This window comes from Rickettsia felis URRWXCal2 (assembly GCA_000012145.1).
Lineage (GTDB): Bacteria > Pseudomonadota > Alphaproteobacteria > Rickettsiales > Rickettsiaceae > Rickettsia > Rickettsia felis.
Window position 1 is genome coordinate 1,230,539 of the sequence record CP000053.1, and the last position, 25,563, is coordinate 1,256,101.

Consider the following 25,563-nt stretch of genomic DNA (forward strand, 5'->3'; position numbering starts at 1 on the left):
ATAATTAAAGGGGGAAAAAATACTTCCACCCTTTATTTTAAATCATTTCTAAATACAAATTATAAGAATTTGTAAATTACACTAAATTTAAATTATAATTACTTTTTCCATAAAAGCAAGTATGTTTTAATTAACAATCATTTTTTTCTCAATTATTTTTGCTATAAAGCTGATTAACATCACTAAAATATAATAACAGCACGCAGCAATAAACATTGGAAAAAAATAATTATATGTTTCAATTGATACAATTTGTGCTCTCCGCATTAAATCCATTTCTCCAAGCATAGAAATAATGGCTGATTCTTTAACCAAATTTACAAGCTCATTTACTAATGACGGAAAAATATTTTTAACTGCTTGCGGCAGAATTATATCTTTCATTATTAAAAACTTTGGAATAGCAAGAGCTACAGCCGCTTCAAACTGCCCTTTATCAACTGCATTAATCCCCGCCCTGATTACTTCGGAAACATATGCTCCCGAATTAAGGGAAAAAGAAATAGCTCCCGCCATAAACACACTAAATTTAACACCTATGATATAAGGTGAAGCAAAATAAATAATACTTAATTGAATTAATAAAGGAGTACCTCTGAAAATAGAAGTATAGAAATTTGCAAAAAGTCTTAAAGCACGATTCTTATTTACCTTACAAATAGCGAGCAACATCCCTATTACTAAACCGAATATAACGGCAATAACGCTATATTTTAAAGTTACTAAAGTCCCTTCTACAATAAAAAGGATTTTTGGATAGAATTTTATTAAATATTCGAACATTTATATTAAATTAAGTTTAAAAAAATAAAACGATCAAGGTTTGTATCACTCTTAACCTTGATCATAAATACTACTCTTCCGGATTCACAATTCCTAAAGGCTCAATAGTATCATCTTTCGCACCGTTAGCTAATAGATAATCTATAATTTCTTCATTATTTTCTTGATTAACAGCAATATCAAGTGCTGTTTTCCCATTTATAGGACTTTTAGCGTTAATATCTACTAAATAAAATCTTTGATCGCACTCAAATCTTTATTTTGTACAGCTTGAAAAAAGCGACGCATTCCCATTGCCATAACTTGCGGAAATACTTCATCCACTGTAATACTAGGCGCTACTTTCATTAACAAGTTTAAAGCATTATTATTTCCTGCTTCTATAATATCAACAAGTGCCAATCTTGGGTTAGCACCGTTAGCTAATAAATACTTTATAACTTCTTCATTATTTTCTTGATTAATAGCAAAATTAAGCGGCGTTGTATTATACAAAAAAGTTTCTTTAGCATTAATATCTACTAAATCTACTAATTTTTTTCAATTAAGCTTTTTATTGTAGATAAATCTCCTTTTTTTATAGCTGCAAAAAGTCTATGTGTTGCTAGTTGTTTAGATTCATGTACTTCTTGCGGCACGCTATCATATCAGGTGCTATTTTTATTAGTTGATTTATACCGTCTATATTTGCTGATTTTTTAAAATCATCAAATGCCAATTTTGGATCAGCACCGTTAGCTAATAAATACTTTATAACTTCTTCACTATTTCCTTGAGCAATAGCAATACCAAGGGCTGTTGTCGGTCTTGTTAGAATTAGACCTTGAGGCACAAGATTTTTAACATTGATATCTATCTCCCCTTTTTCAACAAAGGTTTTGATCATATCTAACTCTCGCTTTTCTACAGCTCCAAAAAAGCTAATTACTGCAAACTTCTTCGTTAATGCTTGTGTTTCCACCATCATTGAACCGAGAGGTGAATTAGGGTTGAATCCCTCTCCGGCAGCAATTAATTTGTATAATTTTTCAATTTGTTTAGGATCGTTCATTATAATACCTCTTTTAATTTTTAAATGCAAAAGTAGGTATAAATTACTTTGGTAGACAAAGCAATAAGAATTTCAATTAAAATTAAGGCGTTACCTAACTCGTTTGACGTCATTCCCGCAAGGCATTGCCAGCGTGGATACCCGAATCGTCATTGCAAGGAGCGAAGAGCGTTGTTGCATGGCTCGTATTATGTCATTCCTGCGAAAGCAGGAATCCAAAAAAAAGTATAAATACAGCAAATTTTTGAAATTAAAAGCTCGATTTATCTCGCTTTATTATGGATTCCTGCTTTCGCAGGAATGACACCGAGCGTGTTTTTCGAGCCATGCAACAACGCCGGAACGAAGCATTGTTGCAATCTCAGGAATTTTATAATACTTCATGAGATTGCGGACGTACAAAACTTACAGTTTTTCCTCGCAATGACGATTTTTTAATACACCCTCTTGGCCGGTGGAATTGCACTTATCTCATCGGTTAAAGTGGTTAGCGTTACAGGTTTATAATCAATAACTATTTTACCTGCTTCATCGATAGAGCTAAGAGTATGCTTCATCCAATCTCCATCATTACGATCAGGATAATCTTCCCTAGCATGAGCACCTCTGCTTTCTTTTCTTGCAGCTGCCGAATATACTGTCACCAAGGCCTGATCAAGTAGATTATCTAGCTCTAAAGCCTCCACTAAATCACTATTCCAAATTAAAGATTTATCGTTAATTTTTATATCTTTATAGCCGTTTCTTATTTCGCTAATCATTCCTGCTCCTTCATCTAGTACTTCTTGAGTTCTAAATACCGAAGCGTGGCTTTGCATAGTTCTTTGCATTTTAAGCCTTAAATCTGCAACTAAAATATTACCGTTAGCGTGACGGACTTTATCAAATCTATTTATAATTTTTTCAAGACTTGCCTCTTTTATAGGCTTATGGGGACTCGCTGGACTAATAAGCTCAGCTGCTTTTAAAGCACTACTTCTACCGAATACTACTAAATCAAGTAAAGAGTTTGAACCTAATCGATTAGCACCGTGTACCGATACGCAAGCCGCTTCACCAATTGCCATAAGACCTTTTACTACGCTATTATGATTAGTGCCGTCTTTAATAATTACTTGACCGTGGTAATTAGTCGGTATCCCGCCCATATTATAATGAACTGTAGGAAGTACCGGTATCGGCTCTTTAGTGACATCAACACCGGCAAAAATTTTAGCCGTCTCAGAGATACCGGGCAAACGGCTGTGTAAAATTTCAGGCGATAAATGATTTAAATGCAGAAATACGTGATCTTTATGCTCGCCGACTCCTCGCCCTTCACGAATCTCGATAGTCATCGCTCTTGAAACTACGTCTCTTGAAGCTAAATCCTTTGCGGCTGGAGCGTAACGCTCCATAAAACGCTCTCCGTTTGCATTAACGAGATATCCACCTTCACCTCTTGCTCCCTCGGTAATGAGACAACCGGCAGAATATATACCGGTCGGGTGGAACTGTACAAACTCCATATCTTGCAGCGGCAAACCTGCTCTAATCGCCATACCGCCCCCGTCACCCGTACAAGTATGAGCAGACGTTGCTGAAAAATAAGCACGCCCGTATCCGCCCGTTGCAAGCACTACATTATGAGCTCTAAAACAATGCAGAGTACCATCGTCTAAATTCCACACAACTACGCCTCTACATTCACCATCTTCCATCAATAAATCAATAGCAAAATACTCAACGAAAAACTGTACTTTATGCTTTAGTGACTGCTGATATAACGTATGAAGTATGGCATGCCCCGTGCGATCTGCCGCAGCACATGTACGCTGAGCCGCTTTTCCTTTACCGTACTCCGTAGTCATTCCTCCAAAAGGACGTTGATAAATCTTTCCCTCTTCGGTTCTTGAGAAAGGTACGCCGTAATGCTCTAGCTCTAAAATCGCATCAGGAGCGTTCTTGCACATATACTCGATAGCATCCTGATCACCTAACCAATCAGAGCCTTTAACAGTATCATACATATGCCAACGCCAATCATCTTCGCCCATATTCCCAAGTGCTGCACTGATTCCGCCTTGTGCAGCCACAGTATGACTACGAGTCGGAAATAGCTTAGTTATACAGGCGGTATTTAGCCCTTCTTTAGCCATACCGAATGCAGAACGAAGACCTGCTCCGCCTGCACCTACAACTACTACGTCAAATTTATGATGAATGATATTATATGCTTTAGTCATTAAATTAATTTTTTATCTTGTATTTTGAAATGTTTGTGTCAACGTCATTGCGAGCGAACGAAGAGAGCGTGGCAATCTCATGAAACAGTACGAAATTCCTGAGATTGCTGCGTCGAGGCTTCGCCTCTCCTCGCAATGACTACTTACGAAAACTTACTCATCATCAATCAAATCTAAAATTGATTTTTCGCTAAATATATTATTCTCTGCTTGATATATTCCTACACCTACAGCATTACGTAACAATCTTAGCTTTATATTTTCAGCTTCTTCAAATTTATCTAGTAACATTCATCCCCTATAAAACATCGCTACTACAAAAGCTGCAATAGTCACAATACAAAATAATTGTACTATTACAATCAATGTATTACGTAATTTGTGACAACTTACATAATCCTCAATCACTACACGCATACCAAGCATTGCATGATACAACGAAATAGCCACCGTAATTAACAAGGCTACTACGTTAAAAGGCTTTTTAAGCTCCCACATAATAATATTTATGTCATTATTTTTGTTAGTTAGCGTAAAATATATTAACCATATAGAACATAAAGCTAATATAATCCCCGTTACTCTTTGCAATAACCAATGATGAGAACCGCTATTTTTTGCTTTTACAATTTCTGCTTTAAAATCATATACCATTAATTTTCTCTAAACATATTTTTTCTGTTATTTGTTTTAGCTTTTCAATTCTATCAATCAAATATAAAAGCTGTTCTTTGGTAATTTTATAATTTTTATTATATCTTGCATCAACATATGCTTTTTGAAGCAACTCAAAACATTCTTTTTGCTCCGGCGTTGCTATAGGAAATACTTGCAATAACTCACTATTGTAGTTTTCTGCTTTGCCCCCTAATTTTTTTATATCATGCAACTTTGGCTTATAACGAGAAAAAACTAATAAAATTGTACTATAAAAACTTTCCGTGGCTTGGTGAAGCATAAAAGCTGCTAATGCATATTTTTGTTTTTCGAGGAAGTTATATGCTCCATCTAAAAAACCATATCCTCTTTCATACCATTGCTCATAATCTTCTTTAGCAATTTCTTTTACCTCGCTCCAAGGTAACTCTTTAGCTTCTCTTAAAACAAACTCGCTGCTATCATATAAAAGAATTCCTTCTTTCTTAATATCAGTGAAAAAATAACGCCCTTTCTCTAACTGCCTATTTACCTCGTCTATTGATTCAAGAATTATGGATATCTCTGAATCATATGGAATAATCTGATTTTTTATTATGCCCGTCTTTTCTAATCTTTTATATATATTATCTTCTAATCTTAAAGCAGCATGTCCTTTATATTTACCTTTTTTTAGAATTATCAAAATATCAGTATCGCTATGATAACCGTTAGGTAAATCACGTACCCAATCACCTCTAGCAAACGAACCATACAAGATAATCATGGCAATTTTATCTTGTGCAATATCTAAAATTTGCTGCACTATAAAATTAAGCCTTGCTTCAATCTTTAAAGAACGTTCAGGTAAAGTGGTTTTCATTATTCTTATTTATACTTTTATACCCATAGTAACATAGTTAATAATATAGAACATACAACTACACACCAACCGGTGATATTAACTGCTTTTATAGAAAAGCCGTAACCGATATCCCAAAATAAATGCCTGATGCCGTTGCATAAATGATAAAACCAAGCGTAGCTTACTGCTACTAAGCATATTTTTATAATGCAGCAATTAGCAAATTGTAAATAATTATTGTCATATTTGCTAAGAATCAACCACCACGCCAAAATCGATACTGCAAAAAATAGAGCTACGCCGGTCATACGATGCAAAATCGATAAAGTAGAACTAATTTGCAGCTTATATATGCTTAAATGCGGCGAAGTCGGACGCTTATTATAAATTTCTTGTTTGGTTTTAGTCATAATATTAATAATAAAAAACTTATATCACGTCATTGCGAGGAAAAACTGTAAGTTTTGACGAAGCAATCTCGTGCCAAAATCCTGAGATTGCCACGTCGCTTCGCTCCTCGCAATGACGGTTTTGGTATCTACGCAACAATGGCTGCTCGCAATGACGATTCGGGTATCCACAACCTCTATCTCTGCAACCAATGCCCTTCTGCGGGTGATAAGTCATCCGCTACTGCTCTCCTATCATCAAAGACGAAACATTCACCTTGCCATAAATTATTTTTATTTTGTGTATCTTCTAAATATTGCAATATACCGCCTTTTAGATGATATACCTCTTCATAACCTATACTTTTAAGTAAGCTAGTGGATTTTTCACACCTGATACCGCCTGTACAGACCATAGCAATTTTCTTACCTTTGAGCAATTCTTGATTCTGCTGAACCCAAGCGGGAAACTGTTTAAATGTTCTGGTATTAGGATTAATTGCCGATTTAAATGTACCGACCTCTACTTCATAATCATTACGAGTATCTATTACTATAACATTTTGTTTGGTGATAAATTCGTCCCAATCTTTCGGCTCTATATATTCACCTTTAAATAAATCAACATTCATCGCTACAATCTCTTTCTTAAGTCTGACTTTCAGCTTATGAAAAGGATGAACATCACTATAATTTATTTTAACGTTAACATCTTTGGGGCCGGTTAGTTTTATCAATTCTTCAAGTACAAGATTTACATTTTCGTATGAACCTGAAAAAGAACCGTTAAAACCTTCGTTAGCTAATAAAATAGTACCTCTAACATATTTTTTTTACCGATAAGCAAAAGTTTCGGTATCAAATTCGCCGGTTCTTCTATATTAACAAAACTGTATGCACTTAAAATTGCTATTTTTTCATTCATAAATTATTTAGGTATTATTATTGTATGGCTTGACTTTTTAACGTCATTGCGAAGCCACAACGTGGCTGAAGCAATCTCAGGACTTTTTTACTAGATTGCTTCGTCAATACTTCGTATTTCCTCGCAATGACGACAGGACTCTACACCACCGATAACGGCACAAATACACTTGTATCGCCCCTTTCAATCAAAAGCAAAATATTTTGCTTATCTGATTTTTTAGCACTTTCATATAATTCTTCTAGCTTATTTATATCATCTATGCTTTCCTGATTAATATTGGTTATCAGATCGCCAATTTTGAAACTGCTTTCTTCTTCATCAATATTGGTTATAACTATTCCAGCTTTATCGCTCGGAATATTATATTGTTGTCTTAATTCTTCAGTCAAATTACTAAAAGTAATATTATTTTTAGTAATAGATAAATTACTTTCTTCTTTGTTTGTTATTTCTTCTTTATTGGTCTCTTCTGTAGAATCTTTGGTAACTTCTTCATTATCTGAAGTAATTTTAATAGGTAATTCAAGCTCTTTTTTATCGCGAAGTATTTTTACTTTTACTTCCTGATCAATAGGAGCATCTGCAATAATTACACGCAATTTTTTAGTATTTTTAACCGGTATATCTGCAAACTCTATTATTATATCACCTGTTTTAATTCCTGCTTTATCACCTGGACCGTCTTCTTGTACTTTAGCTACTAACACCCCCCTAGTATCTTTAAGCCCTAACCCTTCAGAAATTTCCTCGGTTAAATCTTGTATTGTTACTCCAAGGCGTCCTCTACTTACTTTTCCATCTTTCTTAAGACGTTCGATTATGGGCTTTGCAGTATTTGACGGTATTGCAAAACCAATACCTATATTAGTACCGAGCGGTGAAAAAATTGCCGTATTTACGCCTATTACTTTTTGATCCAAATTAAACATAGGACCACCGGAATTACCGTTATTAATTGCAGCATCCGTTTGAATAAAATTATCGACTATATTATCCGTATCTATATCAATATCCCGCCCTTTAGAGGAAATAATACCGCTTGTCACCGTACCGCCTAGATTACCAAATGGATTACCGATTGCAATAACCCAGTCTCCTACTCTTGCATCATTTGAATCTCCAAACTCAACAAACGGTAACGGTTCCTCACTATCTATTTTTAAGAGAGCTAAATCGGTTTTAGTATCGCTACCTATTAATTTAGCCGATAATTCGGTATTATCTGCAAGTTTTATATTAATTTTATCAACATTTGCAATTACATGATAGTTTGTCACTATTAAACCGTTAGGCTCAATAATAAACCCTGAACCAAGCGGAACGCTTTTAGGAGTTTGATCGATTTCTTCCAAATTCAGCGGTATATTTAGCTTTTCTAAAAAATCATTAATGAAGTCTAAAGGCTTTTTTTCTTGCAGCGGATCTTTCTCAGCATTTTCCGACTTACTATTAACATATTCTATTGTTGAAATATTAACAACTGCAGGAATTAACGGCTCAACTATATCAGCAAAGCTATAACGGGCAGCTTCACTTACTTTTAAAGGAGCAGAATTTATTGCCGTAAATTCATTCTCTTCTTGCTCCGCTACTTTTAAAGATTTACTATTTTCTTTTGCTAGAACAATGTTACTTGATATTAAAACTATTAAAATAAGAACTATTTTCAGGTTCATCATACTACTTAGTTAGATTTAGGTATTTTAAAACTTCCGCATCCGGTGAAATCACAAAATTAGTATCTTCTTTCTTTAAAGAATTTTTATATACTAAAAGTGATCTATAAAATTTATAAAATTCCGGATCGACGGAATAAGCGGAATTATATATTTTTGCCGCTTTTTCATCGCCGTCACCTTTAATAATTTGTGCATCTCTATAAGCTTTAGCAAGTATTATTTTACTTTCTTTATCTGCTTTTGAACGAATACGCACGCTTTCTTCCTGTCCTTCCGCTCTAATTTGGGTCGCTTCTTTTTCACGTGCCGTTTGCATACGGCGATAAATAGCGGCACTATTTTCTTTCGGTAAATCTGCTCTTAAAATTCTAACATCTACAACATCAATTCCAAAGCTTTTAGCTTCTCCGTCTACTTGATTTAAGATATTTAGCATTACATTACTACGCTCTTGACTTAAAAGACTACTTAGCGAAATTTTACCTATCACTTTACGCATTGACGATTCAAGATTACGAGTCAACCTAATTTTCACACCTTGATAATCATGTACCGTTTTATAAAACATTACGGGATTATTAATTTGGAACTTGGCATAAGCATCAACAATAACTCGTTTACCGTCAGCAGCCGTTAATTCTTTTGCCTCAACCTCAACATCTAAAAGACGTTTATCAAAAAATTCAACGTTTTGAATAAACGGGATTTTAATATTTAGCCCTGGATTTTCTATAGTTCTAACTGCTTCACCAAACTGGAATACTACAGCAGATTGGCGTTGGTCTACTGAAAATAAGGAGCTAAAAATCAGTATCAGCCCAAAAACAATTGTAAAAATTATATAATAAATCTTTTGTTGCATTTAATTTAATATTCCTTGTTGTTTAAATGTCATTTGCGTATAGCTTGAAAAACACGCTCGATGTCATTCCCGCGTAGGCGGGAATCCAGAAAAAAAATATAAATACGGCAAATTTTTGAAATTAAAAGCTCGATTTATCTCGCTTTACACTGGATTCCCGCCTATGCGGGAATGACATAGCACCCCTACGGTTTAATAGCCATATGCGGTAGTAGTGCATTATTAATAATAGTTTTATTTGAACCACCTAATATCTCTTCGACTACTTCTAAATATAACCTATCTCTAGTTACTTGCCTACCTATAGTATATTGTTTATAAATAGCATTAAATCTTTGGCTATCACCTTCTGCTTTTGATATAACTTCTTCTTTATAACCTTCTGCTTCTTGTATAATCTTTGCGGCCGCTCCTCGAGCTTCCGGCAAAATCTTATTATTATAGGCTTGAGCTTGATTTATTTCTTTCTCTTTATCTGCTTTTGAAGTTTGTACATCTCTATAAGCGTCTATTACTTCGGCAGGCGGTTCGGCTTTTAATAATTGTACTTTCTCAATCATAACACCGGCATTGTAACTATCCAGTATCTTCTGTGCTAATTTTTCTATTTTATAAGTAATTTCCTGCTTTTGATCGGATAATACCCACGAAATAGGAGTATTGCCTATTACTTCTCTAACAGCACTTTCTACTGTTGCTTTTACTGTTTCTTCAGGTCTTTGTACGTTAAAAATAAAATCTTCGAGGTTATTAATATGCCACATTACGTCACAATTTAAAGCAACGATATTTTCATCACCTGTAAGCATTATACTTTCACTGGCAATATTTTTAGTATTATCGCTACCGCTACGTGCCGAGCTATTTGTACGATAACCAATCTCAATTCGGCGTGATTGTTTAACTTTCTCAACTATTATCTTTTCAAAAGGGGCAGGCAAATGATAATTAAGCCCGGGGTAGCCCTTACGCACAAAACGTCCAAATCTTATTACCGCTGCTTCTTCACCTTCTTTTATTTCATAAATACCCGAAGCAAGCCATAAAGCAATCACTGCAACAACAGCTAAAATTATTGTTTTGCTATTAAAATTAAACTGGAATTGAAATTTATCAAAATTAAATTGATTTTTACGCGGTCTTGTGAATATGTTATCTTCTTTATCAGAATCAAAATCTTTCCATGGGGATTTTTTTAAAATCGAGCTATATTTTTTACTAAGCATTTGCTTTTTTATATTATTTTAAGGATTAAGTGATTATATATATTATAGTATATAACGTCAAGTTACGAGCTTTAATAGATTTAAAAAGGAAATTTAATTATGGCGGATTTACACCAAAAGCAAATTATCGATAAACTTCAACATATTATATTTAAAGACGGTACTTTTTTAAATAAAGTTATATCGGATATTATAATTAAGGGGAATAATATAGGTTTTTCTATAGATATATCAGGTAAAAACAAGTTAGAAGCCGAAGAACTAAAAGCTAAAGCAATTGATAAGCTTAATGAGATTTCGGAAATAAATAAAATAACAATTGTTTTTACCGAAAGTAAACCGATGGAGAAAAAAGCTCAAAAACCAAAACATTTTGTAGAAAATGTTAAAAAGATTATTTTAGTAGCGTCAGGTAAGGGCGGAGTCGGAAAATCTACAATATCAGCTCTCATTGCTCAGCAATTGAGTCTAGAAAATTACCGTGTCGGAATAGTAGATGCCGATATTTACGGTCCGTCAATTCCCCATATATTCGGCATTAACGAAGTACCGAAAACGAAAGATGGACGAATAATACCGATAACGGTAAAAAGCATCCAAGTTATTTCTATAGGCTTTTTTGTTAAAGACCATTCGGCAATTATTTGGCGCGGTCCTATGGCGAGTAAGACCATTTATCAATTATTATCAGTAACAAAATGGGATAATTTAGATTATCTAATTATCGATATGCCACCGGGAACTGGTGATATTCATTTAAGTATGCTAGAGAATTATCATTTAGACGGCGTAATAATTGTAACTACGCCACAAAAAATATCGGAAATAGATGTAATACGTTCTATAGATTTATATCAAAAACTTAATTTACCTATTTTGGGAATAATTGAGAATATGAGCTATATGTTTGAAAGTAATAGCGGCGGACATTTATCGCAAAAATATAATATACCCTTAATCGCTCAAATTCCGATTATGCCGCAAATAGCCGATGCTTGCGATAAATCACTACCTCTAACAGATTTATTAACATTACCTTTAAAAGAATATTTATAATGAAAATATACGTATTGGCGGATGATAGAACAGGCAACACAAATCAGGCTATTGCACTTGCAGAAAAACTAACGGAAGAATATACAATAATTAGACTGCAGTATAATTGCTTAGCTAAGCTACCGAATTTCTTACTAAAATATTATCCTATTCATATAAAAAGTGAGCTATTGCAAGATATTATGGCGAAACCTTTACCTGATATGATAATTACCGCTGGCAGAAGAACAGCAGTTTTAGCATTTTATTTAAAAAAGAAATTTGAAAGTATACAGTTAATACAAATAATGCAACCCTCTTTGCCTTATTATGCATTTGATGCCGTTATTCTGCCTTATCATGATCAACGTCATTGCAAGGCTCTTAATGTCATTCCTGCGAAAGCAGGAATCCAAAAAAAAGTATTAGAACTACTGGATTCCCGCCTATGCGGGAATGACACCGAGTACAAAAACATCATCCCCATCAATGGAGCTATCAACAACGTAACCGAAAAGTTTGCTGCTGCAAGCTTAGAACTCCAAAAACATTATCCTGATCTTAAACATTTTATTGCCGCGATAATCGGTGGGAATAATAAAAAATTTAACTTCAACGAAGATGAAGCAATTTTATTTTCTTCATTATTAAATAAAATATATACTAATCAACAAATACCTTTTTTCATTAGTTTCAGTAGACGTACACCACAAGCCGTAAAATCAATTATTAAAAATAATATGCCGTCTTCCACAATTATTTATGACCCGAACGAAGACACAGGCTATACCGTAGATACTTCAAAAGTTGGAAGTCAAATAAGCGGCGAGCCTGCGGAGCGTATAATAATACGTGAGCACAGGCGAGTCCCGAAATTTGACGTACCAAATCTTGAAGTATCTACGGTATATAATCCATATATAGCTATGCTTGCTAATGCAAAATATATAATCTCTACAGCCGACTCGATTTCCATGTGCAGCGAGGTAGCTTCAAGCGGCAAGCCTCTTTATATATTCTGCCCATCAAATTTTAATTCCTCAAAGCATAAGATTTTTATAAAGCAGTTAGTAGAGCAGAAAATAGCAAAAACTTTTGATGAGTCAGTAACGATGCTAGAGGAATATAGCTACAAACCCTTAAATGAAGCAGAAAGAGTAGCTGAAATTATTAAATCTTTATTAAAAAATATATGTCAAAAATAAACCTTAAACTTGGAAAATTTCATAAAGCTTTTATAACGCTTGAAGATATCTATTTAAAACCGACAACAGAAGATAGAGCTTATATTGATGCAACGATTAGAAGATTTGAGTTTACTTTTGAACTTGCTTGGAAGTTTTTAAAAGAATATTTTTCTCAAAAAGGCACAGTTCTTCACTATCCTAAAGAAGTGATAAGGGAAGCTTTTATTACCGGTATTATAAATGATGAGAGTTTATTATGCTTACTGATCGTAATATGACATCTCATACTTACGATAAAAAACTTGCCGATGAAATCTATAGCCGGATAAGAAATTATGTTCCTGAACTTAAGAAATTATTAAATATACCTCGAGTAAATGAAGAATCGGTATACGAAGATCAACTTCAAAAAGAGCAAGGAGTTCATAAAGCGAGGAGCGGAGCGTATACTAATACGTGAGCACCACAGCTCTTATAGAACGACGACGCCAATTTTTGAAGTTCATCGAGTATACAAAGACTTTATAATGCCTTGCAGTGTCTGAACTTCAGGGGAAGAGAGGCTATTGATACGTGTAAATATATTAGTGATATTTTGCTGCATAGCGGGCTTTTTGTCAGGAGCTTTGAAGAAGCCGGCTTTATCAAGTTTGCCGAATAAATTTGCTAAAAAATGCTCTATTTCTTCTTTAGTAGCTAATTTTTGAATATTATAAATATCCTCTCTAGGCGTAGAATTACGAAATAATTCATAGCATATAATAATAACGGCTTGAGCAATATTTAATGAGCTAAATTCGGTTGTATTAATAGTGATAATCTTATTGGCAAGTGAGATTTCTTCATTACTAAGCCCGTTATTTTCTCTCCCGAACATTATCCCGACTTTTGCAGAATTTGGATAATCTAAAGGCAAATTTTGTGAAAATACGTAATCTTTATTCATAGCCCTTTTAATGCAAGTAGTAGCATATAAATATTCGAGGTCTTTAATACAATCTTCAAGACTATCATAAACTTTTGCATTATCTATAATATTAACCGCTCCGACTGCATTACTACGTGCTTGCTCATTAGGCCAGCCGTCTCTTGGAGCTACGATTCTAAGCTCATTTAAGCCGAAATTCTTCATCGCTCTTGCAGTAGCACCGATATTCTCACCCATTTGCGGGGCAACTAATATTATAACCGGATTCATTTAAACTCTCATAACATGACAAGTATAAGCGATTGCAACTGCATCAGCTTCATCAGAGTTGGTAATAGCAGAAGTTCCAGGCAGAAGTAACTTTATCATATGCAAAATTTGGTCTTTTTCTGCATGACCATAGCCGGTTACAGTTTTTTTTACCATATTCGGCTTAAACTCCCGCATGTCCAAATTATATCTACCGATCAGCGACATTATTGCACCTCTAGCATAGCCGAGCTTTAACGAAGTCACGCTATTAGTATTAACAAATGTTTCTTCAATCGCTGCCATATTTGGTTGATATTCTAATATTACTTTTTCTAATGTACTGTTAATAAAGGCAAGTCTATTATGAATTTCATCTTTACTATTTGTTTTAATAATACCGCTAGCTAAATATTTCAGCTTTGCGGTATCCTTTGCAACCACCGCCCATCCAAGGCTCCCAAGTGCCGGATCAATCCCAAGTACTATCATTGTTATTATTTTATTTTTCTAAAATCGTCATTGCGAGCATTTGCTCGGAGCGTGGCAATCTCATTAAATATCCTGAGATTGCGGACGTACAATTACTTTGTAATTTCCTCGCAATGACGTTTAAATTGATTATATCTTCATATATTGATAAAATTCTTGATTATTCTCCCACAGTTCACGCACCTTAACAAATAAAAATAAATGAACAGGGAAGCCAAAAAACCGCTCCATTTGCATTCGAGATTTTGCCCCTATCTCTTTGATTTTAGAGCCGTTTTTACCGAGTATTATAGTTTTGTAGCTCTCTCTTGAAACTACTATAACTTGATTAATCTTTATGGATTTGTCTTTAAGCACTTCCCATTTTTCGGTTTGTACGGTTAATTTATAAGGTAGCTCTTGCTGCAAATTAAAAAATAATTGCTCTCTTGTAATTTCTGCCGCAATAAAACGCATTGGTAAATCCGTTATGTCGTCTTCTGCATAAAGCCAAGGAGAAATTTTTGCCTTACCTGTTATATATTCAAGTAATCCATCAATATTTTTGCCCGATAAAGCAGATATAGGAAAAAGCAAACTATCAGGATGATTTTCCGTTAAAAAAGCCTTAATGTCATCTAGATATTTTGATTCGATGTCTATTTTATTCAATAAAAATATCGGAACAATATTAAGTGAGCGAAGTTTATCTAAAATATCGTGCATTACATCATCAAACGGTTTTAAACTATCGATAATTAACATTACTAAATCCGCACTATGCAAACTAGACCATGCACATCTTACCATCGCCTTCTCAAGCGTTCCTTTCGGCTCAAATATTCCCGGCGTATCGTATAAAATTACCTGCGTATCTTTTAAGGTAATAATACCGGTAATAATTGACCTAGTCGTTTGAACTTTTGGGGTAACAATTGAAAGCTTCTCACCGATTATTCTATTTAGCAAAGTCGACTTCCCGCTATTTGGTCGTCCTATTATACAGAAAGATATAGTTTTTTGCTTAGTCATAAAGTTGACATATATTATACGTACCTTAATTTCCTAATTTTTGTATTAATAATCGCTTAACTCGCTGAGCATCAGAATTTTTAGGATCTAACTCAAGAGCTTTATTAATAACTTCAAGAGCTAAGTCATATTTACCTAACTGAGCTAAAGCCATACCTTTATTACTATAAAAACTTAAATCATTGGGATTTAATTCAATAGCTTTATTAAAAGCTTCAAGACCTAAATTAGCGTGATCTGATCTACATAAAATTATACCTTTAAGATTATATAAAAGCGAATTATCAGAATCTAAATGTATAGCTTTATTAACGGCTTCAAGAGCTAAACTATACTGACCGGATTTATATAATTTATTGGCTTCATCAACATAATCTATATAGGAAACAGTGTTACTATTTATTTCAGCTTTACTGATTGGTGCAATGATTGACAAAAAAGCAGCAAATAAAAATCTTAGGTATTTTATCATATTATCCCTCTCGCTGTTATATTACATTTTGATAATTATTTATTTGAGCTTATGCAATAATTTCCTTGCTGCGTTTTTTTCGGCTTCTTTTATAGAATGCCCTGTACCTATTTGTTTATAATCTTTTACTTTCACAAGCACCGTAAAAGTTGATGAATGGGCTGCACCTTCTCTTTTTATCAGACGGTATATAGGTAGGTGATGGCTACTCGCTTGAGCCCATTCTTGTAAAGCAGTTTTTGGATCATAATCCGTTAAATTCTGAATTTTTATAAATTCTGCCCATAATTTCCCGATAATATTACGGGTTGTTTCAATATTACTATCAAGATATATAGCTGCAATTAAAGCTTCCGTAGCATTTTCTATATTATTAGGATTATCCCGCCCGCCTGCTACTTCTTCACCATGAGTCATAATTATATAATCTTTTAAAGTGAGCTTGGTCCCAACCACACATATTGTTTCTTTGCAAACTAAATATGATCTAATTTTAGCTAAATTTCCCTCATTATAATTTGCAAAATTCTTAAATAAAATTTCCGTGACTACTAAATTTAATACAGCATCACCTAAGAACTCTAATCGTTCATAATCTTTATCATCCTTATACTCATGATGTTGTCTTAAAGACGGATGACTCAACGCTTCTATTAAAAGCTCTTTATTTTTGAAACTATAGCCTAGTAATTTTTCTAACTTCTCAAATGCTACCATTACTCATCCGTACTATAAAGGTTTCTGAAAATTCGATTTAACCTAACAGATTCAATCCATGGCTTTAACTTTAGTACTAGATTAATAACTCCTATATCATTATCCCACCAAGTTATTTTTGTTGAGAGCCAAATAAATTGTGCTTTAGCAATAAAATTTTCAAACGGTACAAATCCAAGATTTACTCTACTATCATTTGACTGATCTCTATTATCCCCTAAAAAGAAATATTTTCCTTCAGGTACATAAAAAACATCCGTATTACCGTATCTATCATTATATATAACGCCAAAAATAGGAGCAAGCTTATAAGAAAAATACGTTCTACCGTTTGGCAGCGTTTCTTTAAACTTCAAATATTTTATTCCTTCTTCGCTAATATAAGTTCCAACTTCCGTGCGTTCTATTTTTTTATCGTTAATATATATTACGTCATCAATCAATTGAATTTTATCGCCGGGTAGCCCTATTAAACGCTTTATATATCTAACATTCATATCGTTAGGCGGACGAAAAACTACAATATCGCCACGCTCCGGTTCACGTGCAAATATTCGCCCTTTAAAAAGAGGAATAAAATCAAAAAAAGATAAAGAATAATTACTATAACCATAACTATATTTCGTAGAAAATATATAGTCATTCTCAAGTATGGTTGCTTTCATAGAACCGGTCGGAACGGTAAACGGCTCCATAATAAGTATTCTAATAAGTAAAGCGATACATATTACAAAAGCAAAAGACCCCCACTCTTGCTTAGCTGTTTTATTAGTGTTTGATTTTGTATTATCTGTTTGCATAATTTATTTCTTTTTTATGGGTGGATGTCATTCCTGCGAAAGCAGGAATCTAGTAAAATATATAATTATTGTACTAACATTAAAATTGGTTATTTTGTGGATTCCTGCTTCCGCAGGAATGACATCTTGAACGTTCATATAGCACTGGACCACCCCTTTATCCTCTCCTCAATCTCGCTTCTAAAATGGCGTATCAGCCCTTGGATTGGCCAAGCTGCCGCATCACCTAAGGCACAAATAGTATGCCCCTCTATTTCTTTTGTAACGTTAAGGAGTTCGTCTATCTCGGATTTTTGGGCATTACCTTTAACTAGCCGCATCATAACTCGCCACATCCAGCCCGTACCTTCACGGCAGGGAGTACATTGCCCGCATGATTCATGCATATAAAATTTACTTAAGCGTGCTATTGCATAAATAATATCGGTAGATTTATCCATAACTATAATACCACCTGTACCAAGTCCGGAACCTGCGGTTCTTAAACTATCAAAATCCATATCCACTTCACATAATGACTTAGGAAGTAAAGGCACGGAAGAACCGCCCGGAATTATGGCTTTAAGATTATCCCAACCACCTCGAACACCGCCGGCATATTTCTCAATCAATTCTTTTAACGAAATTCCCATTGCCTCTTCAACATTGCAAGGCTTATTAACATGCCCCGATATGCAGAAAATCTTAGTACCGGTATTGTTAGGCTTACCGATAGAAGCAAACCAACTAGCTCCTCGTCTTAAAATGGTCGGCACTACTGCAATAGACTCAACATTATTTATAGTAGTCGGGCAGCCATATAGCCCAAATCCGGCAGGAAAAGGCGGCTTTAAACGAGGCATGCCTTTTTTACCCTCTAAACTTTCAAGTAATGCAGTTTCCTCACCGCAAATATAAGCCCCCGCCCCACGATGTAAATAAATATTACAATCGAAACCTGAGCCACAAGCATTCTTTCCTATTAACCCGTCTTTATAAGCTTCGTCTAATGCACGCTGAATATTAGAAGCTTCATTATAAAACTCACCTCTAATATAGATGTAGCAATCATTTGCTCCTATCGCAAAGCTTGCAAGCAAGCAACCTTCTATTAATTTGTGCGGCTCAAACCTTAATATATCACGATCCTTACAAGTACCAGGCTCAGACTCGTCGGCATTTACTACTAAATAGCAAGGCTTCGCTGAATTTTTGGGCATAAACGACCATTTCATGCCTGTAGAAAACCCGGCACCGCCTCGCCCTCTAAGCCCTGATTTCTTGACCTCTTCAATAATAAACTCTCTACCTTTATCAAGCAAAGCTTTAGTATTATCCCAATCGCCTCGCTTCTTGCTTGATTTCAAATCATGGCTTTGCTGACCATGTAGGTTAGTAAAAATTTTGTCTTCTTCTTTTAGCATAAAAAATTTTTATAAGTCATGGTGTTATATTAATAATCGTCATTGCGAGGAAAAGTGAAGCCTTGACGTGGCAATCTCGTCAAATATTCCTGAGATTGCTTCGTCAAAACTTACAGTTTTTCCTCGCAATGACGATTTTTACCTTTCTATTACTTTCTTATTAAACTTTCTATTAGCAAACATTGTAAGTATCGGAGCGGAGATAAAAATTGATGAATAAGTACCGGCTATTATCCCAAAAAATACAAGGACGCTAAAACTACGGATTGCCTCACCGCCAAAAAGAATAAGGGCTAAATTGGCAAGTAGTGTAGTAATTACCGTTAAAATAGTTCTTGATAAAGTCTCATTGATACTCAAATTTATAATTTCCGTGATATTTTTTTTATGATATTTACGTAAATTTTCTCTAATCCTATCATATATTACTACCGAATCATTAACGGAATAACCTATAATAGTTAACACTGCGGCAATAGTGCTTAAGTTAAAATCAAGCTTTGTCATACTCATAAACCCAAGAGCGAGTATTACGTCATGCACTAAGGCAATAAGTATACCAAGACCGAAATACCACTCAAAACGCACCCAAATATAAACCATAATAGCTAAGAAAGAGAATAGCATCGCCATAGCCCCCGCTTCTATTAACTGCCTACCGACTTGCGGACCGACAAAATCTACCTTACGATATTCAAACTTATACGGAAAATTACTTTGCAAAGATGCTTTAATTAACTCAATATTTTTCATGAGATTTTCTTCGCTACTACTACCAAACCTAATCGATAAATCACGCTCACTACCAAAATTCTGTAAGACCACCTCGCCTATTCCAAGCTCACCTAGAACCCCCCGCATTTTTGGTAAATCAGGAGCTTGATCAAGCCTTACTTCAATAACTATACCGCCGGCAAAATCAATACCGAAATTAAATTTATATATACCGATCCAAATAAAGCTAATGAGTGATAAAATAATTGAGAAACTGTAACTGACTTTTTTAAAATTCATAAAATCAAAATCGATTTTATTAGGTAAAAGTCTTAAAGGATAAATTTGCATTATTAATATTTCGTTGAATAAAAGTTATATACTGCTTGTATTTCAAGAACCCTCATTTTATTTTGATAGGTGAACACCCGCAGCCTATACTTAATAGGTGAGGATGCGAATCCTTGATAAAATGAAAGAACAATTCTTGAAAGATAAGCAGTATATTTGTATTATATAGTAAATTCAAAAAGGTTAAACGATTTTTTATGTCAGAAGTAGTAGTAAAAGAACAATTAGAGCAATATATAAGCAAAATAGAAAGATTAGAACAAGAAAAAGCTGATTTATCTCAAGAAGTAAAAGATATTTTCCAAGATGCTTCTTCACATGGATTTGATGTTAAAGCTATGAAATCTATATTAAAACTAAAGAAATTGGATAAAGATAAACTTGCCGAGCAAGATGCTATGCTTGAACTTTATAGAGATACTTTAGGGATTTGATATACTCGCTCAATTTCAAAAAGAGCAAGGAGTTCACAAGTCGAGAGTCTTCCCGATTAAGTGTGTAAACTTTTCCAAAAGCCTAGATTCTTTCGTCAAATTTTATTAAAAAATGAGCCATAGCCGCATTCCAATTTGGTATGGGCATGGACCATTTTTTGGTCATGTAATCAATTGCCAAATATAAGCTTTTAAAAACAGCATTATCATTTGGAAAAACACGTTTATTTTTTGTGACTTTTCGGAGTTGACTATTAACAGATTCCACAGCATTTGTTGTATAAATTATTTTCCGTATTTCTTCAGGGTATCCTAAGAAAATCATTAAATTATCCCAGTGAACATACCAAGATTTAGCAATTTGAGGATATTGTTTATTCCATTTAGATTCAAAAGCCTCTAAAGCGGAAAGTGCTTCTTTTTCTGTGCTAGTGTATAAATAGGTTTTAAATCACCAGCAAGCTCTTTCCGGTCCTTATATGATACATATCGTAAACTATTTCTAATTTGATGTACAATACATAATTGATGCTCCGTCTTTGGAAAAACAGCACCTATAGCTTCAGACATACCATTAAGGTTATCGCTACATGCTATCAGTATGTCTTGTATACCTCTATTTTTCATCTCAGTAAAATTTCCAAGCCAAAATTTAGCCCCTTCATTCTCACTGATCCATAATCCCAAAATATCTTTCCGCCCTTCTAAATCAATACCTAATGCAACATATACCGATTTATTGATAATCCGTTTATCCTGACGTACTTTTACTATTAAACAATCAAAAAATACTATAGCATATACTGGATCTAATGGACGGCTTTGCCATAGCTTAACATCCTCTATTATATCATCTGTGATTTGGCTAATTAAACTCTCGCTTACATCAGCTCCATATAACTCCTGAAGCTGTAATTTTATATCTGATAAACTCATACCTTTAGCATACAAAGATAGTACTTTATCATCAAAACCATCAAGCCTTCTTTGACGCTTTGCTACTAATGATGGTGCAAAACTGCTATTTCTATCTCTTGGCACTTCAATCTCAACAGCACCATTCTTTGTAATCAGATTCTTTGTGTTATAACCATTACGTGAATTCTGAGCATCACTTTGATTGTACTTGCTATATCCTAAATGATTATTCATCTCAGACTGTAGAGCTCTCTCTACAAGACGCTTGGTTATTTCTTTTAATAAACCATCTTCCCTGAATAATATTGATACATCTGTATCATTATTGATCAATAAATCTATCGCTTGTTCCATTGCAGCATTTTGTTTCTGTGTCATTGTAATTTCTCTTTTTGTTATATTTTCTTCTATACAACCTTTGAGAAATTTACACACTTATTTGGACAGTGCCAAAAAATCTTATAATTTGCAGCTAAAAAGAGCTATAATTATGATTATTCTATTAAAAGTGTACAGGACCTCAGTTTTATAAACTTTTCTATCATTCTAGTAACGGAACGTTCTAGCTCAATATCTAATTTTGAATAATCAGAAAAGTTAAACCATTTAAGTTCATTCGATTCGTTGTTTTTTATAAAATTATCATTATCTACTGTTTTTAGTAAAAATCGTACATCATAGTGATAATGAGCAGGCTCCTTATGAGTTTGCGGAATATAATGGGTGTCTATATCAAAAATCTCCCTATTTATCGTTTTAATCTCATTAATTCCGGATTCTTCTATAGCTTCTTTAACCGCTACATTTAATATATTACTATCTCCATCACAATGACCGCCTGGTTGAAGCCATTTATCAAGCTTTCTATGGTGCATCAATAAAAATTTCGTTTTATCATTATTAAGTAAAAAAGCTGAAGCAGTGAAATGCCCTATTTGTAAATCTCGGCTAAAAGGGTTGTCATATTCATTTAAAAATTCAAGCATTTTTGTTTTTGTAACAATTTCTTCAGGATATGTGCTACTGTAATTTTGTAGTTTAATATGTAATTCATTCATAACGACAATTTTTTATGTATAGAGCTTCGATATTTAACTCAAATTTCTCTGCTAAGTCAAATAAAAATAATGTTATAAAATTATATTTTACCATGTTTCGTGGTAATTATCATTGACAATCAATTAATACTTAGTTATATATTATGCTTCTAAAATTTAATATTAATTAATAGATTTATATTTATGCTTAAAGAAATAATCAATGAAATAGTAAACGATAATACAAACCCTTGGTACGGTAAGCTTGCAGTAGTAGGAGCGTGTGCTGTTGGAATTTATGTAGTAGTAATTGATCCACCTTTAAAAATTGCTATGGCATGTGCTGCCGGCATAATGGGAACATTAGCTGCAATTAAAGTAGGAGAAGCCTGTTATAATTATTATATGGAAACAAATACCCAAGAAGAAAGATTAATTGGAGAAGTAGAATATAATACTGAAATATAATAACAAAATATTTTTAACGAATTTATAGGACAAACCGACTCTAAATTCGTATTCATTTACTATTCAAGCCGTTTTTTAATCTAATTTTGACTTGTTTTAAAGAACGAGGAGTTGCGTCCGTAACTTCAATTTCAATATTTTCTGAAATATCTATTCTAGTACCGATAGCCGGAACACTACCGACTCTAGTCAATACGAGTCCTCCTATCGTATCAAACTCATCATCATCATTTTTTAGCTTTTCTCCTATTATTTCTTCAAGCACTTCTACTTCAACACGTGCATTTGAAATAATTGTTGAGTTATTAATAACCTTGAAATTATCGCTATCTAATTGCTGATCATGCTCATCATCAATTCGCCCTACTATTTCTTCTATAAGATCTTCAATAGTAACTAAACCGTCAGTACCGCCATACTCATCAACAACTATTGCAATATGCGTTCTCTCACGACGCATTTTTGCTAGCAAATCTAATAATTTCATAGAAGGAGCTGCAATTATATGCTTACGTATAAGCTTTTTTAAACGACCATTTTGCTTTGTAGCCAATGCTTTAAACAAATCCTTGATATGAATGAACCCTACTACGTTGTCTAAAGTACCGTCATATATAAGAGTTCGTGTATGTGGAACTTCTAACTTAATAGACTCACTTAATTCTTCTAGATTCGTAGTTAATTTTATTGCCGCAATATCGGAACGCGGTACCATTATATCTTCAATAGTTTTATCTTCTAGCTCCAATAAATTAGCTAAAATATTACGCTCGTCTAAAGTCATTTTTTGGCTATTAATTTTAAGGCGTTTTATGACACCAAAAAAATTATCAGGCGTTTTTGTTTTTCTAAAAAAATTTTTTATCGGAGAGAATAATTTTCGTACAGTAAAAATTAACTTATTATTTTGATTTTTTTTACTAGAATCTTCTTTTTTTGAAGATTTTAACATAAATTTTTTTATTTAGTTAATAAGGGGAAGAAATACCGAAATATGATAATATTTCAATTTCTAGATTTTCCATAATATTTGCTTCTGTGTCATTTTGATGATCAAACCCAATTAAGTGTAAAATACTATGTATTAAAAGATGAATAAAATGATTCTCAAAATTTTTTTGCTGCTCGCACGATTCATTATATATTACCTCATAACAAAATGCTATATCACCTAAATGTATATAATCAGAGTCGCCTAAAAATTCAAGTTTAGAATATAAATCCTGCCAATTTAATTCGTTGCTTGGAAAAGAAAGAACGTTAGTAGCTTTTTCTATATTACGAAATTGTTTGTTTAAGGTCAATATTTCTGCAGTATTTGTTAGTAAAATTGATAATTCAAATTGTTTTATTTTACTAAAATTATCAAACCGCAATAAAACATTTTGAGTTATTTTTTTGATTAAACTCTTATTTATCTGCTTATGCTCACGCCATTTGTCGTAATTTTTTATGATTTCTACGTTTATCATTTCTTAATCCTATCACATCAATGTCATTCCCGCAAAAGCGGGAATCCAGTACTTTTCACTGTCACCCCGTGGCTTGACCTATAGTACCGGACAATTTTCACTTTATGTCATTCCTGGGGAAGCAGGAATCCAAAATAAAGCGAGATAAATCGAGCTTTAAAAAAGCTTTATTTGAAAAAAAATTATCTAATAAAAAAATCTTTGAAATCAAGGTTTTTTTAGCATGGATCCCTGCTTTCGCAGGGATGACATCGAGAGCTTTTTAAAAATTGTCCGGTACTATAGGTCAAGCCACAGGATGACAAAGGTGAAATTGATTCACGCAGGCCATGCCTCCTCGCAATGACGCTGCTGGTAATTCTCTTTTAATTTTTGAAAATCCTCATCGGCATGGTATGAAGAACGGGTTAGCGGGGTTGCCGAAACCATCAAGAATCCTTTTGTTCTTGCTATTCGCTCTAAATATTTAAACTCTTCGGGAGTAACATATTTTGCGACCTCAGCATGATTTTTAGTAGGTTGCAGATACTGCCCTATAGTTAGAAAATCAACCTTTGCTTCTCTTAAATCATCCATAACCTGTATTACTTCACTTATTTCTTCTCCAAGCCCTACCATCATACCGGATTTTGTAAAAATTTCAGGAGATAATTTTTTGATATTGTGAAGTAAGCTTAAAGAATTATAATATCTAGCTCCTGGTCTAATCGTTTTGTATAAAGACGGGACTGTTTCGACATTATGGTTAAAGACGTCAGGTTTTGCATTTGCTATTATTTCAGCTGCTCCTTCTTTTCTTAAAAAATCAGGAGTTAGAATCTCAATAGTAGTATTTGGCGATGATTTTCTAATTTCGCTAATACACTCCGCAAAATGCGTAGCTCCGCCATCATCAAGATCATCACGATCGACGGAAGTAATTACTACATGCTTAAGATTTAACTTTTGTACCGCTTCCGCTAACCTTTGCGGTTCGTGCGGGTCAAGCAAATCCGGTCTACCAGTTTTGACATTACAAAACCTACAGGCTCTAGTACAAACCGAACCTAAAATCATCACGGTTGCATGTTTTTTCGACCAGCACTCACCGATATTAGGACAAGCAGCTTCCTCGCACACAGTATTTAATCTCAGATTCTTTATTAAATCTTTTGTATTATAATATTCTGCGGAATTCGGAGCTTTTACTTTTATCCAATCCGGTCTTTTGTTTAAATTAGACATATACTCC

Annotated in this window: 30 protein-coding genes and 3 pseudogenes; 7 read left to right on the forward strand and 26 right to left on the reverse strand. The window is 33.8% G+C overall.

Annotation, left to right across the window (positions count from 1 at the left end; all coding sequences use genetic code 11):
• Positions 1–126: 126 nt before the first annotated feature.
• From RF_RS06130 to trhO, 10 genes and pseudogenes are all read right to left on the reverse strand, one after another.
• Positions 127–783 (reverse strand): amino acid ABC transporter permease, encoded by a 657-nt coding sequence (locus RF_RS06130; protein WP_011271464.1) that lies wholly within the window; start codon positions 781–783, stop codon positions 127–129.
• Positions 784–853: 70 nt separating this feature from the next.
• Positions 854–1,003 carry an ankyrin repeat domain-containing protein gene (locus tag RF_RS12065; RefSeq protein ID WP_486598758.1) on the reverse strand — a complete coding sequence of 50 codons (150 nt, stop codon included), beginning with the start codon at positions 1,001–1,003 and terminating at the stop codon, positions 854–856.
• A 5-nt stretch (positions 1,004–1,008) separates the two neighbouring features.
• Positions 1,009–1,278: an ankyrin repeat domain-containing protein gene (locus RF_RS06135; protein ID WP_011271465.1), complete on the reverse strand. Its 270-nt coding sequence runs from the start codon at positions 1,276–1,278 to the stop codon at positions 1,009–1,011.
• A 109-nt stretch (positions 1,279–1,387) separates the two neighbouring features.
• Positions 1,388–1,834, reverse strand: a complete 447-nt coding sequence (locus RF_RS06140) for an ankyrin repeat domain-containing protein (protein ID WP_011271466.1) — start codon at positions 1,832–1,834, stop codon at positions 1,388–1,390.
• A 434-nt stretch (positions 1,835–2,268) separates the two neighbouring features.
• Positions 2,269–4,059: a succinate dehydrogenase flavoprotein subunit gene (gene sdhA / locus RF_RS06145; RefSeq protein ID WP_011271467.1), complete on the reverse strand. Its 1,791-nt coding sequence runs from the start codon at positions 4,057–4,059 to the stop codon at positions 2,269–2,271.
• Between the two features lie 153 nt (positions 4,060–4,212).
• Complete coding sequence (locus RF_RS10110; protein ID WP_011271468.1) at positions 4,213–4,350, reverse strand: hypothetical protein; 138 nt, start codon at positions 4,348–4,350, stop codon at positions 4,213–4,215.
• Complete coding sequence (gene sdhD / locus RF_RS06150) at positions 4,351–4,713, reverse strand: succinate dehydrogenase, hydrophobic membrane anchor protein (protein ID WP_011271469.1); 363 nt, start codon at positions 4,711–4,713, stop codon at positions 4,351–4,353.
• Positions 4,703–5,578: a HEPN domain-containing protein gene (locus tag RF_RS06155; RefSeq protein WP_011271470.1), complete on the reverse strand. Its 876-nt coding sequence runs from the start codon at positions 5,576–5,578 to the stop codon at positions 4,703–4,705. Before RF_RS06155 ends, sdhD begins: the two co-directional genes overlap by 11 nt.
• Before the next feature lie 17 nt (positions 5,579–5,595).
• A complete protein-coding gene (sdhC, locus tag RF_RS06160) occupies positions 5,596–5,970 on the reverse strand; it encodes a succinate dehydrogenase, cytochrome b556 subunit (protein WP_011271471.1) in 375 nt (124 codons plus the stop codon).
• Positions 5,971–6,146: 176 nt separating this feature from the next.
• Positions 6,147–6,874, reverse strand: a pseudogene (trhO, locus tag RF_RS06165) (oxygen-dependent tRNA uridine(34) hydroxylase TrhO).
• A gap of 41 nt (positions 6,875–6,915) precedes the next feature.
• Here trhO and RF_RS12070 point away from each other — a divergent pair.
• Positions 6,916–7,008 (forward strand): annotated as a pseudogene (locus RF_RS12070) (DNA-binding protein); the annotation flags it as partial.
• A 6-nt stretch (positions 7,009–7,014) separates the two neighbouring features.
• Here the strand turns inward: RF_RS12070 and RF_RS06170 are convergent.
• The 3 genes from RF_RS06170 to hflK all read right to left on the reverse strand — a co-directional run bounded on the left by RF_RS06170 (position 7,015) and on the right by hflK (position 10,644).
• Entirely contained in the window at positions 7,015–8,556 is a 1,542-nt protein-coding gene (locus RF_RS06170) for a Do family serine endopeptidase (RefSeq protein WP_011271474.1), read from the reverse strand.
• Between the two features lies 1 nt (position 8,557).
• On the reverse strand, positions 8,558–9,418 hold the full coding sequence (gene hflC / locus RF_RS06175; protein WP_011271475.1) for a protease modulator HflC: 861 nt from the start codon (positions 9,416–9,418) through the stop codon (positions 8,558–8,560).
• Positions 9,419–9,603: 185 nt separating this feature from the next.
• A complete protein-coding gene (hflK, locus tag RF_RS06180; protein ID WP_011271476.1) occupies positions 9,604–10,644 on the reverse strand; it encodes an FtsH protease activity modulator HflK in 1,041 nt (346 codons plus the stop codon).
• Positions 10,645–10,743: 99 nt separating this feature from the next.
• Here hflK and RF_RS06185 point away from each other — a divergent pair, with 99 nt between their 5' ends.
• From RF_RS06185 to RF_RS11650, 4 genes are read left to right on the forward strand one after another with little or no spacing between them, the layout of a single operon-like run.
• Positions 10,744–11,700, forward strand: a complete 957-nt coding sequence (locus RF_RS06185) for an Mrp/NBP35 family ATP-binding protein (RefSeq protein ID WP_011271477.1) — start codon at positions 10,744–10,746, stop codon at positions 11,698–11,700.
• Positions 11,700–12,884 (forward strand): mitochondrial fission ELM1 family protein, encoded by a 1,185-nt coding sequence (locus RF_RS11640; RefSeq protein WP_011271478.1) that lies wholly within the window; start codon positions 11,700–11,702, stop codon positions 12,882–12,884. Before RF_RS06185 ends, RF_RS11640 begins: the two co-directional genes overlap by 1 nt.
• A complete protein-coding gene (locus RF_RS11645; RefSeq protein WP_011271479.1) occupies positions 12,872–13,144 on the forward strand; it encodes an HI0074 family nucleotidyltransferase substrate-binding subunit in 273 nt (90 codons plus the stop codon). Before RF_RS11640 ends, RF_RS11645 begins: the two co-directional genes overlap by 13 nt.
• A complete protein-coding gene (locus RF_RS11650; protein ID WP_268747338.1) occupies positions 13,141–13,326 on the forward strand; it encodes a hypothetical protein in 186 nt (61 codons plus the stop codon). Before RF_RS11645 ends, RF_RS11650 begins: the two co-directional genes overlap by 4 nt.
• 42 nt (positions 13,327–13,368) lie before the next feature.
• On the opposite strand, the gene RF_RS06200 is transcribed toward RF_RS11650, so the two are convergent.
• From RF_RS06200 to secF, 8 genes are all read right to left on the reverse strand, one after another.
• Entirely contained in the window at positions 13,369–14,064 is a 696-nt protein-coding gene (locus tag RF_RS06200; RefSeq protein ID WP_011271480.1) for an RNA methyltransferase, read from the reverse strand.
• Entirely contained in the window at positions 14,065–14,535 is a 471-nt protein-coding gene (gene ruvC / locus RF_RS06205; protein ID WP_011271481.1) for a crossover junction endodeoxyribonuclease RuvC, read from the reverse strand. It abuts the gene before it with no gap.
• A gap of 129 nt (positions 14,536–14,664) precedes the next feature.
• Entirely contained in the window at positions 14,665–15,546 is an 882-nt protein-coding gene (gene era, locus RF_RS06210) for a GTPase Era (RefSeq protein ID WP_011271482.1), read from the reverse strand.
• A 25-nt stretch (positions 15,547–15,571) separates the two neighbouring features.
• Positions 15,572–16,018, reverse strand: coding sequence for a tetratricopeptide repeat protein (locus RF_RS06215; RefSeq protein ID WP_011271483.1), 447 nt, complete (start codon positions 16,016–16,018; stop codon positions 15,572–15,574).
• Between the two features lie 39 nt (positions 16,019–16,057).
• The gene (gene rnc, locus RF_RS06220; RefSeq protein WP_011271484.1) at positions 16,058–16,735 is read right to left on the reverse strand and encodes a ribonuclease III; all 678 of its coding nucleotides are present in this window, start codon (positions 16,733–16,735) and stop codon (positions 16,058–16,060) included.
• Complete coding sequence (gene lepB / locus RF_RS06225; RefSeq protein ID WP_011271485.1) at positions 16,735–17,535, reverse strand: signal peptidase I; 801 nt, start codon at positions 17,533–17,535, stop codon at positions 16,735–16,737. Before lepB ends, rnc begins: the two co-directional genes overlap by 1 nt.
• Before the next feature lie 134 nt (positions 17,536–17,669).
• Positions 17,670–18,938, reverse strand: coding sequence for an NADH-quinone oxidoreductase subunit NuoF (nuoF, locus tag RF_RS06230; RefSeq protein ID WP_011271486.1), 1,269 nt, complete (start codon positions 18,936–18,938; stop codon positions 17,670–17,672).
• A gap of 138 nt (positions 18,939–19,076) precedes the next feature.
• Entirely contained in the window at positions 19,077–20,003 is a 927-nt protein-coding gene (secF, locus tag RF_RS06235) for a protein translocase subunit SecF (RefSeq protein ID WP_011271487.1), read from the reverse strand.
• Positions 20,004–20,200: 197 nt separating this feature from the next.
• Here secF and RF_RS06240 point away from each other — a divergent pair, with 197 nt between their 5' ends.
• Positions 20,201–20,437, forward strand: a complete 237-nt coding sequence (locus tag RF_RS06240; RefSeq protein WP_004996682.1) for a DUF2312 domain-containing protein — start codon at positions 20,201–20,203, stop codon at positions 20,435–20,437.
• An 82-nt stretch (positions 20,438–20,519) separates the two neighbouring features.
• Here RF_RS06240 and RF_RS06245 read toward each other — a convergent pair.
• Both RF_RS06245 and RF_RS06250 read right to left on the reverse strand, forming a co-directional pair.
• Positions 20,520–21,733 (reverse strand): annotated as a pseudogene (locus RF_RS06245) (IS256 family transposase).
• Positions 21,734–21,849: 116 nt separating this feature from the next.
• On the reverse strand, positions 21,850–22,290 hold the full coding sequence (locus tag RF_RS06250; protein WP_269432632.1) for an NUDIX hydrolase: 441 nt from the start codon (positions 22,288–22,290) through the stop codon (positions 21,850–21,852).
• Between the two features lie 306 nt (positions 22,291–22,596).
• Here RF_RS06250 and RF_RS06255 point away from each other — a divergent pair, with 306 nt between their 5' ends.
• The gene (locus RF_RS06255; protein WP_011271489.1) at positions 22,597–22,860 is read left to right on the forward strand and encodes a hypothetical protein; all 264 of its coding nucleotides are present in this window, start codon (positions 22,597–22,599) and stop codon (positions 22,858–22,860) included.
• Between the two features lie 52 nt (positions 22,861–22,912).
• Here the strand turns inward: RF_RS06255 and tlyC are convergent, their stop codons facing one another.
• From tlyC to lipA, 3 genes are all read right to left on the reverse strand, one after another.
• Positions 22,913–23,812, reverse strand: a complete 900-nt coding sequence (tlyC, locus tag RF_RS06260; protein ID WP_011271490.1) for a hemolysin C — start codon at positions 23,810–23,812, stop codon at positions 22,913–22,915.
• 16 nt (positions 23,813–23,828) lie between these two features.
• Complete coding sequence (gene ybeY, locus RF_RS06265) at positions 23,829–24,332, reverse strand: rRNA maturation RNase YbeY (protein ID WP_011271491.1); 504 nt, start codon at positions 24,330–24,332, stop codon at positions 23,829–23,831.
• 318 nt (positions 24,333–24,650) lie between these two features.
• A complete protein-coding gene (gene lipA, locus RF_RS06270) occupies positions 24,651–25,556 on the reverse strand; it encodes a lipoyl synthase (RefSeq protein ID WP_039595182.1) in 906 nt (301 codons plus the stop codon).
• Positions 25,557–25,563: the final 7 nt, after the last annotated feature.